The sequence below is a fragment of the Paenibacillus sp. RS8 genome, assembly GCF_041956825.1.
GTDB lineage: Bacteria > Bacillota > Bacilli > Paenibacillales > Paenibacillaceae > Paenibacillus_AQ.
Genome location: NZ_CP168131.1, coordinates 795,070 through 811,154 on the forward strand (window position 1 = coordinate 795,070; position 16,085 = coordinate 811,154).

General features: G+C 45.7%; 19 protein-coding genes. 3 read left to right on the top strand and 16 right to left on the bottom strand.

The features are described from left to right. Nucleotides 1-46: 46 nt before the first annotated feature. From ACDZ28_RS04745 to ACDZ28_RS04755, 3 genes are read left to right on the top strand one after another with little or no spacing between them, the layout of a single operon-like run. Nucleotides 47-1,126, top strand: a complete 1,080-nt coding sequence (locus ACDZ28_RS04745) for an ABC transporter substrate-binding protein (RefSeq protein ID WP_375105308.1) — start codon at nt 47-49, stop codon at nt 1,124-1,126. A 5-nt stretch (nt 1,127-1,131) separates the two neighbouring features. Further along, on the top strand, nt 1,132-2,811 hold the full coding sequence (locus tag ACDZ28_RS04750; protein ID WP_375104130.1) for an ABC transporter permease: 1,680 nt from the start codon (nt 1,132-1,134) through the stop codon (nt 2,809-2,811). Further along, nucleotides 2,808-4,118, top strand: a complete 1,311-nt coding sequence (locus ACDZ28_RS04755) for an MBL fold metallo-hydrolase (protein WP_375104131.1) — start codon at nt 2,808-2,810, stop codon at nt 4,116-4,118. Before ACDZ28_RS04750 ends, ACDZ28_RS04755 begins: the two co-directional genes overlap by 4 nt. A gap of 94 nt (nt 4,119-4,212) precedes the next feature. On the opposite strand, the gene ACDZ28_RS04760 is transcribed toward ACDZ28_RS04755, so the two are convergent. The 16 genes from ACDZ28_RS04760 to ACDZ28_RS04835 form a co-directional block, all read right to left on the bottom strand. Beyond that, a complete protein-coding gene (locus ACDZ28_RS04760; protein WP_375104132.1) occupies nt 4,213-4,494 on the bottom strand; it encodes a holin in 282 nt (93 codons plus the stop codon). Nucleotides 4,495-4,507: 13 nt separating this feature from the next. Further along, nucleotides 4,508-5,200 (bottom strand): M15 family metallopeptidase, encoded by a 693-nt coding sequence (locus tag ACDZ28_RS04765; protein ID WP_375104133.1) that lies wholly within the window; start codon nt 5,198-5,200, stop codon nt 4,508-4,510. Further along, nucleotides 5,201-5,605 carry a hypothetical protein gene (locus tag ACDZ28_RS04770; protein WP_375104134.1) on the bottom strand — a complete coding sequence of 135 codons (405 nt, stop codon included), beginning with the start codon at nt 5,603-5,605 and terminating at the stop codon, nt 5,201-5,203. 72 nt (nt 5,606-5,677) lie between these two features. Then, nucleotides 5,678-5,809 (bottom strand): XkdX family protein, encoded by a 132-nt coding sequence (locus tag ACDZ28_RS04775; RefSeq protein ID WP_375104135.1) that lies wholly within the window; start codon nt 5,807-5,809, stop codon nt 5,678-5,680. Continuing rightward, nucleotides 5,809-6,174 carry a hypothetical protein gene (locus ACDZ28_RS04780; RefSeq protein WP_375104136.1) on the bottom strand — a complete coding sequence of 122 codons (366 nt, stop codon included), beginning with the start codon at nt 6,172-6,174 and terminating at the stop codon, nt 5,809-5,811. Before ACDZ28_RS04780 ends, ACDZ28_RS04775 begins: the two co-directional genes overlap by 1 nt. Nucleotides 6,175-6,419: 245 nt before the next feature. Then, on the bottom strand, nt 6,420-7,994 hold the full coding sequence (locus tag ACDZ28_RS04785; RefSeq protein ID WP_375104137.1) for a hypothetical protein: 1,575 nt from the start codon (nt 7,992-7,994) through the stop codon (nt 6,420-6,422). A gap of 11 nt (nt 7,995-8,005) precedes the next feature. Beyond that, entirely contained in the window at nt 8,006-8,617 is a 612-nt protein-coding gene (locus ACDZ28_RS04790; protein ID WP_375104138.1) for a putative phage tail protein, read from the bottom strand. Between the two features lie 3 nt (nt 8,618-8,620). After that, nucleotides 8,621-8,956, bottom strand: a complete 336-nt coding sequence (locus tag ACDZ28_RS04795; protein WP_375104139.1) for a hypothetical protein — start codon at nt 8,954-8,956, stop codon at nt 8,621-8,623. An 11-nt stretch (nt 8,957-8,967) separates the two neighbouring features. Further along, nucleotides 8,968-9,990, bottom strand: a complete 1,023-nt coding sequence (locus ACDZ28_RS04800; protein ID WP_375104140.1) for a DUF2793 domain-containing protein — start codon at nt 9,988-9,990, stop codon at nt 8,968-8,970. 1 nt (nt 9,991) lies between these two features. Continuing rightward, nucleotides 9,992-10,405 carry a hypothetical protein gene (locus ACDZ28_RS04805; RefSeq protein WP_042131191.1) on the bottom strand — a complete coding sequence of 138 codons (414 nt, stop codon included), beginning with the start codon at nt 10,403-10,405 and terminating at the stop codon, nt 9,992-9,994. A 1-nt stretch (nt 10,406) separates the two neighbouring features. Further along, nucleotides 10,407-11,465: a baseplate J/gp47 family protein gene (locus ACDZ28_RS04810; RefSeq protein WP_339288274.1), complete on the bottom strand. Its 1,059-nt coding sequence runs from the start codon at nt 11,463-11,465 to the stop codon at nt 10,407-10,409. Then, nucleotides 11,458-11,889, bottom strand: a complete 432-nt coding sequence (locus ACDZ28_RS04815; RefSeq protein WP_339288275.1) for a DUF2634 domain-containing protein — start codon at nt 11,887-11,889, stop codon at nt 11,458-11,460. The genes ACDZ28_RS04810 and ACDZ28_RS04815 overlap by 8 nt, the downstream gene beginning before the upstream one ends. Then, complete coding sequence (locus tag ACDZ28_RS04820; protein WP_042132514.1) at nt 11,886-12,182, bottom strand: DUF2577 domain-containing protein; 297 nt, start codon at nt 12,180-12,182, stop codon at nt 11,886-11,888. Before ACDZ28_RS04820 ends, ACDZ28_RS04815 begins: the two co-directional genes overlap by 4 nt. 5 nt (nt 12,183-12,187) lie before the next feature. Further along, nucleotides 12,188-13,150 carry a hypothetical protein gene (locus ACDZ28_RS04825; protein WP_042131194.1) on the bottom strand — a complete coding sequence of 321 codons (963 nt, stop codon included), beginning with the start codon at nt 13,148-13,150 and terminating at the stop codon, nt 12,188-12,190. A gap of 9 nt (nt 13,151-13,159) precedes the next feature. Next, entirely contained in the window at nt 13,160-13,912 is a 753-nt protein-coding gene (locus ACDZ28_RS04830; RefSeq protein WP_042131195.1) for a LysM peptidoglycan-binding domain-containing protein, read from the bottom strand. Between the two features lies 1 nt (nt 13,913). After that, nucleotides 13,914-15,938, bottom strand: a complete 2,025-nt coding sequence (locus ACDZ28_RS04835) for a hypothetical protein (protein WP_042131196.1) — start codon at nt 15,936-15,938, stop codon at nt 13,914-13,916. Nucleotides 15,939-16,085: the final 147 nt, after the last annotated feature.

Sequence of the window (16,085 nt, forward strand, 5' to 3'; positions counted from 1 at the left end):
GCAGCAAGATGCAAAAAATATTAGGGAGGCATTCACATTGAAACCAATGAACAACACTAAAGGACTTAGCACACTTCTTCTAACAACTATAATCGGAGCAAGTCTTGCCGGCTGTAGCTCTACTAACACTCCTGCAGCTAACGCAAGCAATCCAACCTCAAACGCTAACACTACAGCTCAAACTGAAGCACCACAACCAACAGAGAAAGCTCTAAGTGGCAATCTTATCGTCTACAGTGCAGGTCCAGAAGGTCTAGCCAATAAAATTAAGGAAGGCTTTGAAGCCAAAACCGGCGTTAAGGTCGAAATGTTCCAAGGCACTACAGGAAAAATATTAGCCCGTATGGAAGCAGAGAAGTCTAATCCGGTAGTCGATGTTATCGTTCTTGCCTCCCTTCCGTCTATGCAAGGGATGAAGAACGATGGATTATTACTTCCATATAAAGAAGCAGTGAATGCAGATAAACTCGTAAGCGATTGGTCAGACACAGCAGATGGAAATTATTTCAGCTACAGCGCATCCGCACTGGGGATTGTCTACAATACAAAAAAAGTTAGTACGCCTCCGACTTCATGGGATGATCTCACTAAAGCGGAATGGAAAGGAACCGTCAATATTCCAGATCCTTCGCTATCTGGCTCGGCTCTAGATTTCGTAACTGGATATTTAAGCGCTAAAGGGGACAGCGGCTGGGATCTTTTTAAACAATACAAAAGCAATGGTGTAGCGATGGCGGGCGCCAATCAAGAGGCACTTGATCCAGTTATTACCGGCGCTAAATCCGTCGTTGCTTCAGGTGTAGATTACATGGCTTATAAGGCAAAAGCTGACGGTGAGCCTGTAGATATCGTCTACCCTGCTGAAGGAACAGTGATCAGCCCTCGTCCGGCTGCGATTATTAAGACAAGCCCAAATGTAGATAATGCTAAGGCTTTTATCGACTATCTCCTATCTGATGAAGCTCAAGCGCTAGTTGCTAAAGCCTACTTATTGCCAGGCAGAACCGACGTGAAAGCAGAGAATCGTGCGAATCTCGATGAAATTAAGACATTTGATGTGAAATGGGAATGGATGAACGAGCACAGCGATGAAGTTTCCTCGACCTTCACACAAATTTTTAAATAAGCGTAATGAATATTAACTCTTTACGCTCATTTAAATGGGTGAGCGGCGGACTTGCTTTATTTATACTGACAGTGCTCGTACTGCTGCCACTCCTGCTCATTTTTTGGACCAGTATCTATCCCAATGAGCAGTTGGATATAGCCGCGCCACTACGAACCATTATGAGTAGTCATGACCTGGTTGAGGTACTGCTGAATTCTATCGGGCTCGGGGTAAGCGTTATTCTACTAACTACGCTATTTGCACTACCTCTGGCCTGGATTATGGCTAAAACGGACTTAGGGCATCATAACTGGCTGGATGTTGTGCTACTAATTCCTTTTATGACTCCGCCATACATTGGTTCAATGGGTTGGATGTTATTTATGCAGACGGGTGGGTATATGGAACAGTTTCTGCCCGCTTCCTCCGTGCTGACTCCGTATTTCTTTAGTTATGGAGGGATGGTGCTGATCATGAGCCTGCATTTATTCCCCTTCCTGTATTTACTGCTGCGTAATGCACTTTTGCAGATCGGGGGCAATCTGGAGGAAGCAGCCTCTGTTCATGGTGCTCCGTTCTTTTACAGATTTAAAAGAGTAATCATTCCCTTGCTGTTATCCAGCTATGGGCTTGGAGCTCTTCTCATCTTCGTCAAAACGATTGCCGAATTCGGTACCCCTGCGACCTTTGGTCGTAGGATCGGATTTTATGTTCTGACCTCTGAGATCCATAAGTATATCTCTAGTTGGCCAATAGATTTTGGAAAAGCTACTTCACTAGCTTCCTTGCTGCTCGGAGTTTGTCTCGTCATGTGGTACATCCAGACTCTAATAAGCAGCCGCTTCTCTTATCGCTTAATAGGCGGAAAAGGGACGCGTACCAAACGTTATAGAAGTACGGGAATCGTAGGGGTCCTTAGTTGGGGATATGTTGTTCTATTACTGCTATCATCCATCGGCATTCCATATTTCTCAATCATAACAGCCTCATTATTAAAGCTGCGAGGAGAAGGCGTATCTTGGAGCAATTTAACCTTAAAGCATTATGCAGAGCTGCTATCACCGGGTTCTCAAGGTCTTGAGGCCTTATTGAATAGCTTCACATTAGCCATTGTTGCTTCCAGTATCGCGGTTATTCTTGGGACTTGGTTTGCCTTAACTGTAGGAAAAGGAGCTACATTCAAGCAGAAAATTACAGATCTATTCAGCCTACTCCCCAATACAGTTCCTGGAATTGTAATTGTAGTAGGGCTAATCCTGCTATGGAATGCTCGCTGGATGCCTATTCCGCTCTATAATACCTACTGGATGGTTGTGTTAACCTACGTTGTACTATTCATCCCCTATACTGTTCAGTATGTAAAAGCGAGCTATGGGCAGATCGATTCTTCCCTTGTGCAAGCGGGTCAAGTATTCGGAGGAAGCAAGCTTTATGTGTTCCGCCGTATCCTGCTCCCTCTCATCTTTCCGGGGATGGTGGCTGGATGGATGATGACCTTCACCATATCCAATCGGGAACTGGTAGCCTCCTTACTCATTCTTCCACCTTCAATGCAGACCTCGGCAACCTATATTTTTGCCCAGTTTGAACAAGGTGCAGTGGCGATGGGGATGGCCATGGCAGTAATCTCTGTCGGCGTTACTACTATATTACTACTAGTATTAGAATATTTAAGCCCAGATAGAAAGCGGAGACAACGATGAGCACACTAACGATTTGGGGAGGGGCCGGAGAGCATGGCCGTTCCTCCTATCTTTTGCAAGACAAAGATGGGCAATCTGGTATCCTACTCGATTGTGGTGTCAAAAAAGAAGGCCCAGGTGAATACCCCCTGCTAGACACAGACATCATCCCACATTTGCAGGCCGTGTTTCTGTCCCATGCGCATGAGGATCATTCCATAGCACTTCCCCTACTATATAAGTATGGATATTCAGGTAAGGTATGGACAACGAAAGCTACTGTTAAACAGCTTCCCGATTACTTCGAAGCATGGGATAAATACGTGGCCGCTCAGTCTGTATCACTACCTTACGAAGAAATAGATAAACAATCTATTGAGTTCATGTATTTAGAGGAGCATATCCCCCCTCAGACTTGGCTGAGGATTGACCCTAATCTTCGAGTACAATGGGGGCGAAGCGGACATTTAGCAGGTTCGGTCTGGCTGATCCTCGAATGGGACGGAACAGTCGTATTTTTCTCAGGGGATTATACGAAGGAGTCGCTGCTGCTCATGGCAGATTCACCAACGATTATGGAAGCCGGAGCTAAAGATATCGTCGATCTATCCATTATCGATGCCGCATATGGGGCTGATCCTGATGAGCAGCTTGTAAAGTTACAGCAATTAGAGTCAGCGATCTGTAACACTCTGCAAAGAGAGGGATCAATCCTCCTGCCGGTGCCTATCCATGGCAGAAGCCAGGAATTGATCGTATGGGCAAGCGAGTGTTTCCCGGATGATCAGCTGATCGTCGAAGAAGAGCTCATAGCACCTTTAAGAAGTTTGAGCGATAAGACCGAATGGCTGAAAGAGGGCGCTATTCAGCGCGTAGATGTGCTTTTTAACAGAAAGAACTTGAGTATTGTATCTAATGCAGACGAACGTGCAAAGGCATTGTTGAATCTTAAGGGTGCAATCGTGTTTACCAATGACGGGATGATGCAATCGGCAAAAGCACAAGCGTACTTTCATCAGCTCTCTGCTTCTCCTGACAACCATGTGATTTTCACGGGACATTTGGCGGCAGGTAGTTTCGGGCACCGTCTCGTTAAAGGGTCTTTGGGAGAAGAATCTAGCAACACGAGTTGTACAATCTCATTAATTCGCTATAAAGTCCACCAAGGCTTACCGGACATTCGAGAAATGCTCCAAACGGTTCCCAGCCGCCGGTCGGTGCTCGTTCATGCTCCCAAATCGCATATTGATCATGTCACTTCTATATTAGAAGGAGAAGGTTTTGCAGGGCTGTACTCTTTGCTGCCTGGAAGTACGCTTTCGTTCTAAAGTTTAACTACGTTAGGAGAAAATAGGGCTCTTCCTTAGGTCTATTCAGACTTTTTGGAACAGCCCTTTTTTATGATTCGTAGCTATTATCCATTTACTCTTTCGTCGTCCCCGGGCGATCCTTAAAAGCTAGCTCAAACAACCCCGTCGCAGATAAACCAGCTAGACCTCCAGCCCAAAGGCGAAGAACGATATCCAGTTCGGTAAAAGGATACGCTGCCGCTCCGATGAGCAAGCCTATCAATAGTCCGATGACAGGGACTGCATTACGGGGGATGTTGATACTATTTTTAACCAATTGAACTAAAGCAAGTACGAATACAGCTAATATAGAGGCAAACGCCATAACATCATCTAAAATCTCTCTAGTTCCCATGATAGATACCTCCTTAGTGAGTACTTTTAATCTCAACCGTCCTAGTGGCGGAATCATAACCCACCTGTGCTCCTAGCGCTTCTGCAATAATACGAACGGGAACGTAGGTAATGCCTTTTTCAAGCACTCCATCTGCAACCTTAACTCCGTTAACCTTTACGACAGCTATTGCATCACCCTTCAAGGTTTCCTCCTCCTTCCGATTGATGATTTTGTACGCTGCCTCCACTGCCGATGTTGAGGGCTTTGCCCCTGCTCGTAGCTGAGTGAGCGTTAACCCAAAAGCCATTTGAAAATGAGGGTAGTCCTTGAAGCTAGTCCAATCCCCACCCCATTCGAATCCAAGTGCCTTGGCCTCTTTTACAACCTCCTGCCAATCTGCAATCTGATTGTTATTCCCGTCCAGTCGCATATCCCATGACACACTCGATCCATTCGGTAGCAAAAGAGCAAAATCTACGGCTAATCCATAATTGTGGTAGCTATATCCTCCACGTGCATTCGTGACAATTGCTCCCGGCTTAGTGCGTCCTTGTGCATAGAGTGCATCTTGCTCGGCTATTGTGCGGAGGCCTTGGGTAATGAGAATGGGGATGTTGAGTTTGTAGCAACGTTCGATTAGAGCAGTAGCAGCGGAACGGACTACGGGATGTAGGTTGGTTAGACGTTTACTTGATTTTTCTTGGATTTGGGACAAAGTGAGCATCTATACCCCTCCTTTAAATAAAAAGGCAATAATAGCAAAGATAGTGCCAGCTAGAACGTATTTTAATAGATCGATAAACACCTTTCGTTCGCTCTTGCTGTCTGTCTGAGATTGTTGTAATAGCTGGAACACACGAGAGTCCAAAGTATCCCAACGTCTCATAATCTCGTTAAATTGAATTTTCATTTCTATTGTTGATTGTTTAATTTGCTTCACATCTTCCTCATGGCGTGATTGTTTTTCTTTTAATATTTGAAGCTCATTACTAAAACTTAGATGTTCCGTTCCAAATCTAAAAATCTCGTCTTGGATGACTACAAGTCTATTTTCAACATCTTCTAAACGGTGCTCAATGGGCGCTGCTTCAGCATCGCCTCCTCCTGAATTTACTCCCACAATGGTCATATAACAGCCCCCTTCTAAGTGATAAATAAAACAGCCCCCGTAGCAGCTACGAGGGCAAAATAACAACGCCTACTATATGGCGCTATCTGTAATCTCTATAGCTTGCTCTGATGTGATCTTGTTGGCAGTTACAAATACTTGAACTTGATCCTTTGAATAACATCCTGCGTCATAATAGCTTTTAATGATTACGTACCAATCCATTATAATACACCTCCCGTTACAAGAGTGAGCAACAAGTCGGCGTGGTCTTGTTCCGCCTGGTTGAGTCTAGCCTGTGTTTGCGCTAGTTCTAGCGTCAGCCCGGCATTATCGGACTCCACAAGCTCGATACGCTCGGACATAGGTACTTGATATACAAGCGCTTGCGGCTCGTCAGGTTCGATGTTAGGGTCAGGATAGCTAAACTCCAATCTTCCCGTTTCGATGCTTACCTTGTAGCCGCTGCACGCTGCAAAGTCTTGCTTGTATTGCTCGTAATCAAGCTCTAAGCACCCCACCGTTTCCGCTACGCGTTCGGCTAGTGCTTTATAGACTGTGAAATCCAACGCCTGTGTTGTCTCCACCACATCGCCGGAACGCTCTCCGGTATCAACTAATACGTTACCTGTGGCGTTATCATAATAAATTTTTCTGCCTATTTGCATTTATATTCACTCCCTTTCTTAGCCCCAAGCCACCCATTTATATTCTTGAGCTACAATCTGATTATATGAATTAGTTACGGTAATACCGCCTGCAGTCGTTGTGATAGATCGCGTAAATTGTTTTGATGCTGTTGTATGCGCAAAAGTACATTACTATTTTTCTCCTTCTAATTCCATACCGCGGCTCCGCGTGCAGAGGCAGTAGAGTAACCTCCGCCGAGCGATGCTACTACGACGTGAACCAACATTACCTCACCATCCATATTGAAAGGCTTCGAGAAAGATCCGTCCGCCGCAATGTCCCCATCGTGACCGAAGCCCCACATATATTGGGTACTAGGCATTGTAATTCGCCGCGACCGCTTATCTACTATTAGCCCCGTAGCTTGCTGTGTTGTGTTCATCGACCATCCGTCCACAAAGTGACGAATTAGCACTAACCGATTTCCATGGATGTCCTGCAGCACGATTGAATGATCCTGGTGGCTGTTGTTGTTCGACGTTCCGAAAAGAATCGAGCCAGCAAACGATCCGATAGTGAACCCGGCTGGAAATCTAAACATTTCCTCAGTCTTACCGTCAGCCCCTGCCTGCGTTGCAAAGTCAACCGTTGTAAGCCCACCAACCCAGGGTTGGAGTGTGCCAACTAAGGTTCCTATAGAGACACCCGCGCGGACGTTACTAGGTACGAGAGTTGGAAATGTACTTTTTGTCCAGGTAACCCCATTATAGTAGCCCGCTTGCGGCATTAAGAACACATCGCCTGTCGCCCATATCTCTGCGGCATTTGACGGAGAGTGATTATTCTCCACAGATCTATTGACTATAGCTCCATCCTGCCCAAACATTGATACCCCTCGTAGCCAATTTGCAGGAACAACGTTAGGATCAGTGACTCGTATTTCGGGGTTTCCTACCGCCGTAGTTTTCAAATATGCCCCCGCTGGTATTCGGACCCAGCATCCACCACCCGCTGCCCATGCTGCACTAACGGAATTAGTGTATCCGTCCGTAGCACCTCTTTGTACTATCGCGCCATCAATTAGCCCGCCCTCTGTCCCTATCGTCTTACCCGCTAGCACGTCCGCTGCTGTCGCTGTTCCATACTCACCTCCTTCACCCTGTAAGATAAAAGCCGTCCCATCATATACAACCGTGTAAACTCCGTTCAGGGCAAGTGTTGCAGCATTTCCATTGGGTTTCTTGATTGCTTTGGCCCCTAAAGTATTAGGATTGAGTGTAGGATTGGCTCCGCTAGCAATATGTGTTTTGAAACTAAATTTAAGTCCTGCTATCAGCACCGTAGGTGCTGGGCTAAGTGTAAGGGTATATGCGGTTGCTGTACCAGCCGTAGTACCGAATCCAGTGTTGTTATTCAGTAGTGTCTTGTCCGCAGCAGACATCAAGCCATTCGTAGCAGTTGTAGCTACGGCTGTACCGGCTTTAGCATTCCACGCCGTTTTTTCAGCATCAGTAACAAATCGATTACTCGCGTCTTGAGCAATAATAGCTGGTGGGTGGGTAGCCGGGTGTGTATAGTTAGTTGCACCCGCAGCAACACCCGCCAGCTTAGTTTTCTCCGCCGTAGTGTAATCGTTCGTAGACAGCTGTTTACCAGTAACTTTATCGACCTTGCTAGTAACGGCATTATCCAAGATATCCATATTCCCGTTCAAATCGGCAATATCAACAATATCTGTTCCCTCTGGCTTTTTTAAGCCCAAATTCCCTGTGGTTTGCATGTGTCACTCTCCTATCTATAAGTTCTTAATTCGTTCCATGTTTTACTGTGAGCATTCTCCCAGGTCAAAGCCTTAACAGAGTCCCACCACGTATAGCTGAACACAAATTCATATGCTAAATGTGCGGGTTTAATCTCTTCGATGATTTGAATCAACCCTGCCATATTCGGAGGTATGCCCAGTGTACTCACAAAATGAATCTCAAAACGATACTCATCAGGCACTTCCTTAACTTCAACTACTCCACCTGAAAAAGCGGACGCCGTCCGCTGGATCATCTCCGGCGTTGTCGTCCCGTTTCCACGCAGCTTCGCTTTAATCATCTCACGGCGTGTGGCATATGACTTGGATGAATCGATATTTAATCCAAGCTCAGCCTCCCAACGTCCAAGACTTACCGTTGCCGTTTCAACAAACGCCTGATCCAATACATCTATAGTGCCTACCTTCAGTCCACCAATTTCTAGCCCGATGGTCTCCTGAAGCTTCTCCATTTCACGGACATCCTTATAATAATCCGGCAAATACTGCATTAGATCAGGCGCCTCGACTTCACCCGGATGATTCGAATCTTCATCTGCGGAATACAATAATTCGCTGAATAAAGAGTTGCCATAGCTCATCCCCTACACCCCCTTCATTTGATTCCAGGTTAGAGGGCCTTTAGGCAGATAATCATGTGTATGCGTCGCTGGAGGAAACACTGATGGCTTCCCCTCTACCCCCGCCCAAGATACACTATCCGCTTGTTGAGCGAAATCTACCTTGCCATTGTTATTCGTATCGTAAATGCTTTTCAGCATGTCCCCGGTACTTTGTGCCGCAACTAGCAAGACATTCCCAGCAGCAGAACCGATATATAGCTTACCTGTGTCTGTACAGTAGCCAAGCTCACCAATAGCCAGTGCTCCAATCGCACTTTCCAATCCGCGGCGTATTTGAATCAATGTCTTTAAAGCCATTGTCCCGCCCCCTAGAAAGTTCCGCCATCAATACTGGCTACGGTAAGTCTATTGCCGTTCGCTGCGTCGTAAACAATGCTGTTTCCATCCACACTTACTGCTACACCAACCGCGTCCACGGAGATCCCTTTTCCAGCCGTAACCGCAATGGCGTCTGCAGTAACCGTGATCCCATTGCCTGCACCAATATTCAGCGTCACAGCATCGGCCTGACCACCACCAATCAGTCCGTTTCCAGCTGTAATGGTCTGTAATGCACCACCCGTACGAACCCATGCGCTGCCATTCCAGCTATAAATCTTCTGCTCATCATCGACGTAAGCGGTCCAGCCTACGGCAGGAACATAAAATACCCAAGCAGCAGATTGGTACTCCACGATTTGATTCGTTTTCCCCGCCCATGCCCCGGTTGCTCCAGCTGGAATAATGTATCGATCACCCTCAACCGGACTGGCTGGTGGAGCCAGCAGGTTCTGATCTTTTACCGATGCTTGCGGTTCGATGTTATGCTTAGCCAGCTCAATTTCATTTTTAATCTTTTGTGCAGACCACAAGTCTGTAATCGTAGTCCCGGCATCATTGATTGTCCGGTGCTTGGTCACATCGTCAATGTGAGTCTTGATCTCAGCGGCAGTCTTTACATTCGTGCCATCTGATACTTTATTGATATGTCCCGCACTAATATCCGCTTTAAGCACCTTCGCGTAGGTTGCTCCATCAGCGATATCGTCAATTGTACCCGTCAGGTCGCTAAGCTTCTGTGCATTCACCCGCCGCCAAGTTGCTCCATCATCAAAATATATATATCCGCTATTCGTACCCGTAGTCACGTAATACAACCGGCCAACGGCTCCAGCAACTGGACGCGAGGCTTCTGGCCCGGACAACGCCCTTCCGACCATGGAATTAGACGTACCGTCACCAATATAAACTTCCTTTGTATCATTGCAAAAACCAAGCTCACCCGCCTTCAACACGCCATAACTCGTTAGCTCAGCCTTTGTTCCCCGCTTTATTTGTATGGTCTGTGCCATTTTACACCTCTCTTCTGAATGATCCTCCGTCAATCTGCCCCTTGTTCTTATACCGTTCTATTTCAGTTTGAACAGCAGTAAGACTTTCCTGCAAACCGTTAATATCCTCTGCTTCAACGGTATCGCCGGGGGTTTCATAAGTCACATAAACCTCGGGCACATCGGCAAAAATCTTAATCAACCGTCGCCATGGCGCTTCATCTGGAAAAGACACCGTAAAATTACGTAGCTCGATCCCGGAATACTGTGACCCTGTGTACACTGCGATGCTCTGATTATTGATGTTGTCATGCGCAAGCGCACCACTATACATGCCATTTACAAGCGATAATCTCTCTTCAATAACATAACTGGCACCGTTTGCTTTTTTATTAAGCTTTTCTTGAAAAATATCAATTTGCTCTGGATAACCCATGCTACACCTCCAGTAAAACATTGCCGAACAACGGCACTTCTTCTTCGCTCAACATTACGTTGCCCGCTCCACTGTTCAGCTTCAGCTCACTGTAATCTGCGACTCCCTCAGTAGCTAGCAATAGTGCACCAATTACAGACTGACTAATATAGGTTGCTGAAAAAGCCTTCTCCTTGCGATAGCTCTCAAGAGTCGCCTTGAATTCTTCATTAACAGCTTGCAGCGCATAACCTGAAGCAAGGGTTACTTTTGCACTTATACTGATGCTTTTGCCCGTTGCCGACGCCACCGATACAACAGCACCTACAGGGGCTTGCCCCTCACCCTCTCCAGAGACCGGATCAATGTAATGCTGAACCTTAGTCACCAGCAGCTCAGAAGCAGGAAGTTTCTCGGCATCTACGATAATCACCTTCACCGTCTTAGGACCATTCCATAATGGAAAAACACGAGCGCCCCCTACTCCTGCAACCTGCATTGCCCACTCCATGTAGTGATATTTATTGCCGCTAGTAGCTGGGCGTCTGGCTGAATCCAAATAACGCTGGCGAAGCGATTCATCACTTTCGGCGTTCTCCCCAGGGATCAGAAGAGAAGCTATTTCTCCGCGTGCAAGGTCTGAAATATAATTCACCGGCAGCAAAGAGCCAAAATATCGGTTTCCTTCTTCTCCAGCGGTTTCACTCTCCAACCGATACACTCCAGGAGATAACTTTTCCACAGCCGTATAATTCAGCATATCGAGAGAGAACCGGCTGCCGAGAGGTACATCCAGAAGTCCCCCATCCGCTTTATAAAAAATCCCCTTCAGCTGCGCTTTGCTCGCTTCTCTCCTTACAATGCCTGACCAGGAGATACTTCGCTCCAAGTACTCGCCGGTAGCCGTATCTGCAAAATACAGATTATTATTCACATCCAGCTCAATGTACATTTGCGCCAGCTCTGCTGCTGCCGGAGCGAGCGCGTCATAAATGATGCTGCCCTCGCGTTTATCCAGACCTGACGGAACCCGGTCCAGCATCCGTTCCAAAAGAGCCTCATACGTCTGATCCTCATACATCCTCATTCCACTCCTTTCTCAGCTGAAAATTCCCATAACGTGTGACCACCTTACAATCAAAGGTTAGATTATCCCCGTTAAAAGAGACCTCAATATTTTCTAAGCTAAGGATTCGTTCATCCTGAAGTAAGGCTTCACTAACGACACGTCTGATTTCAGCTCTGACTAACAGCCGATCCTTACCCAAAACCAGCTGCCACTCTGTTCCGTAATCCGAACTGTAAATCAGATGTTCAAATCTATCGGTTCGCAGAATTTTGGCCGCTGCCTGCTGCACTGCCTCAAGTCCATCCGCTTGGCCAGTGATCCTTTTTCTGTCCCAATCCATTCGGTAGGTTAGACTAGGGTTTTCCCCACGCTCAAGGTTGACCTCGCCTTCAAGAAGGGCAGTTATCGGTCCAGCTTTTCCAATCGCAGGAATCATATTGGACTCACCAGCCGATCCAGAACAATATAGCTTTGTCCGCCCTGCATCCGAACCATCAGAACCCGATCACCAGAGGCAAGTCCTCGACGCACTACCACTTCTCTACCCTCTAGCTCGACTTTACATTCCATTACCGATTCAGGCAGCACTAGCGCATTCCCCGATAAAATAAAACGTTGATCCACCTGGATCTGTAAGGGAGCTACCTCCGTTACCGTCCCATAAGAAAAAGCCACGGGATTTGTATTTCCCACGGCTCCTAGGCTTGCTTTTTTTATAATATCCAACATCATTTCTACACCACCTTTATATCGAGGGACATCGTATGCTCCCCACCGGAAATCTTATGACTGCATTGATCCACCAGAAACACCTGAGTTTTAAATTCATCAAGCAGGACATATATGAAATTACCAGCCCTTACGCGCATATCACCAATCGCCTGTACGGAGAGACTAAGCTTTTCACGGTTGTGCATTTTTAGCAGATTATTTGCCTTCTCCTGAATTTGTGCAGCATTCGCTTTGTCATCAGCCTTCTGATACAAGTGGAGGATACCCCAGCGTTTCACATTATCCTTATCGCTAACCGGAAAGAAATCACGCTTACCAGACTTCTCATTATCCTTGTATAAAAAGATCGTGTTGTACGTATCATCATCAATACTTTTTTTGAGCGAATAGTCATACAGATAATGCCCCGCTCCCAACACCAGATTAAGCAGCATAGACTCCGGTTTTCGCAGTGTTAGCTTACCAAAATCATCGTAAAAGGCCATCAACCGCCCCTTATACTGAAGCTCACTGCCGATCGCTCCCATAATGATGTCCAGCAGCTTTTTGTCATCCTCGATTAAAGAGGGAATCCGGTACTCTGTATCCTCCAGCACACCTGTCTGCAGTCCGTAGTCTTGCGTTATTTTTTTTATAACATCATTAGCCGTAACATCCTGCAAAACATAACTGCCATTGCCCAGCAAATAACGCATCTGATCATAGGCAGTCAGCTTAATCTCCTGATCCGAGCCTGTATCAATACTGAACACAAACCCGTAGAATACATCCACATTATCTTTGCTGAACTGAATAATATCACCGTTGCTGATACCGAACTTAGGATGCTGATAGATTCCACTGTCCACAAGTGTTAACTCTAGCGTTGCCGGTTTTCCTGAGCGGGCCGTTTTCCAAGAAATATCGGAGACGATGCCAGAAATATCCCATAGATTACCTTCCTTATTCTTCACAAGCAGTTCCATAACATCCTCCTACGGCAGCTTAATGACCTTACCGATTGGAAGCTTCCTCAGCTCGCTATCTTTAATGCCATTAAGTTTCTGGATTTCCCAACACCTATTACCATCTCCAAGGATTTCTTTAGCGATTTTCCATAGATTATCTTTAGATTTCATGATATACGTTTTAGGTTTGGGAGTTTCGTTCGCCCGCTTCTGTTCTACCTTCACTTCATCCTTGACGACTTTAACAGCTACCGCCTGATAAAATACATACTTTTTGAGAGATAACGAATATTCAATATCCCCTGATGTACCTGCACTGAGCTTCCAAGAGAAGCTTTCAATACTCATAGCCATATTCACACCGAAATCAATCTCTATGGATTTATCCTCACTAGTCGATGAATCCTTTAACCATTTCTTGGCGTCGTTTAGCTTCCCATCCGCTTTTTTCAAGTCATCAGTATAGCTCACCCCGGAAAATACAAAACGAATAGGTCTGCGACTCGTCATCCACTTCTTAATCAGCTCCACATATTCAAAAGGTCTCTTCAACCCATCCTCTTGTACTAATACAAACGGATACCTTTGTGCCGGAAAAATACTTTCGATTGTGATCTCCGTCAGCTTCGGATAAGCAATCGTATTAATCTCACCTAGATCGATAATGGTATAGCTCTTCCCATCCCCGCTTTCCTTGATTTCCAAAGTCTCTGGATTGACTGGCAGTCGGAATGCTTCCGCCTGATTATTAAAACCAAGAAATATCCCGTACTCTTCCACGTTACGTATACACCCCCTGCGCCGTAGAGACAAACTCCTCGTTCAGCTTTTGCCCAATCTTGTTGATAATCGAATCAATGTCTCCGGCATTATTAATATTCCCGGTCGTGACCTGCACCGTCGGCGTCAGCTCTACAAAATTCTGGATCGCCTGAATCTCAGCTAACTCCCGCAGCATTTTCAGATCATCGCTGGAGATGTCTACGGTGTCGTTGATGGATCCGAGTTCATTCACACGGTTGACGGTGTTTAGATTACCCGGAGCCCCTGCATTTTGAAAAGAACCCGTAGATGAAGGTGTATTCAACGTAGGAACTGCTGGAATTTCAGGTACGGTAGGCGTTTGCAAAGGTTTTGACAAATCCCCTGGATGAGTAGTATTCCACTGATTTAATGTGTTGTTATTACTCTTATTTCCACCTACGTTCAGTTTTTCTTTAAACTTATTGATATCAAAATTTTGGATCTTTTCTGCCCCTGAATTAAAAGAAGCTCCAATGTCCATTTGCAAATCCTTTTTGAATTTACTGCTATCAACCTCTTCAATATGAAGATTGATCTCCGACTCTATACCAATAAATTTACCAACAGCTCCAACTACTTTATTTATACTATCTAGCAAAAAGTTCACGGCGCCAATAATACCATTAACAAATCCGGTCCAAAGATCGATAACAAAGCCTACGAATTCTGCAACGAGCTGTCCCAGTCCTCTGAACATATTCGCCAAAAAGTCCCTAACCGGTTGAAGTGCCGCTACTATCCCTAAAAAAGCTACTATTAGCGCAACTATAAGTCCAATTACAAGTGCAATTGGATTAGCACTCATCACAGCGTTGAAAATGCCTTGGGCTGCGGTAGCAATTCCGGTAGCAATAGATGAAATTCTAGTTGCAATTGTTGAGGCATTCATCGCGATTGCTAAGGCAATAACTCCAGCAACAACACCCAAAACAATCGGCAAAACAACAGGGTTGCTAAGAACACTCCAGAGATACAATGCACCTTGTACGACCTGCGAGAATACTTGTGCAAGTATCGCCAGTCCAATCGCTATCCCATCGATAATTGGCTGAAAGCTTCCATCTGAAAATGCCTGGTTAAGAATGCCTAATAGTGGTGACAATGCCGCAAGAGCACCTTCTCCCATACCAGCCAGAGAGTTGTTATAGTTTCCAAGAAGAGCTTGCCATTGATTAACGGGTGAATCCATCATGGTTTGCAGCGAATCACTCGTCATACCTGACGTTGTCATTATATCACCCAAAGTACTCAAAAAGGCTTCCATATTACCTGTTCCGGCCACTAGATCAAGTCCGCCCAGATCCTCTTTATCCACCTGAAGCATGGACGCTAAATCACTGGAATCGCCCTCAAAAGCAGAAGTAATCGCCGATGAAGTATCACCAATATCCTTTCCCTCCGGAGACATCATGCTTAGCCTTGTGGAATAATCCATTAGCTTATCTAGCTGATCTGTATTTTGAGTTTTAGGATAAAACGATAAGACACTCTCCATGGACTTGTTGACATCCTGCCCGGTATCTAGTGCTCTCTTCTTGAATTTATCAAACATAGCCGTACCAACATCAGCATTTCCGGTTTTGACTTTAAAAAGATCTTCCCACTTTTGCTGTTCGGCCGCAGGCGCAAGCACCTTTTCCATAACTCCTTTAACTTTATCCAGCACACCCTTGGCTTTCCCAAAAGCACCTGTAATCTTTTCCCAAGTGCCCGCCTGCTGTTCAGCACCTGCTGCTCCTTGTTCTGCCGCATCGTTCAGTCTCTCCTGAGCTTGTACTGCGCCTCCAATAGAAGCTTGAATTCTGGTATAAGCTGCACTGTAATTGTTAGTGATGTTGTACACGGGTTTATTGACTATTTTCATACTTATTCGGTTTAAAGTTGCGGAAAAGGAATTTGAAATATTTGCAGAAACCTGAGTTGTAATTTGATTGGTTATATCATTGATCCATTGGTTGGAGACTTGCTGGATTCCAGCTATATTGTTTTGCATACCTGCCATTCATTCACCCCCTATCTCTTCCTCGCCTTACTCCGTGCCTGATCCCGCTTCTCCTTCTCCACCCGAACAGCGATCATCGCATAAATTGCGGCTCGTTCACGTGAGGACAGCTTCATTAGCTCATGCGGTAAAATATGAAGCTCGTGG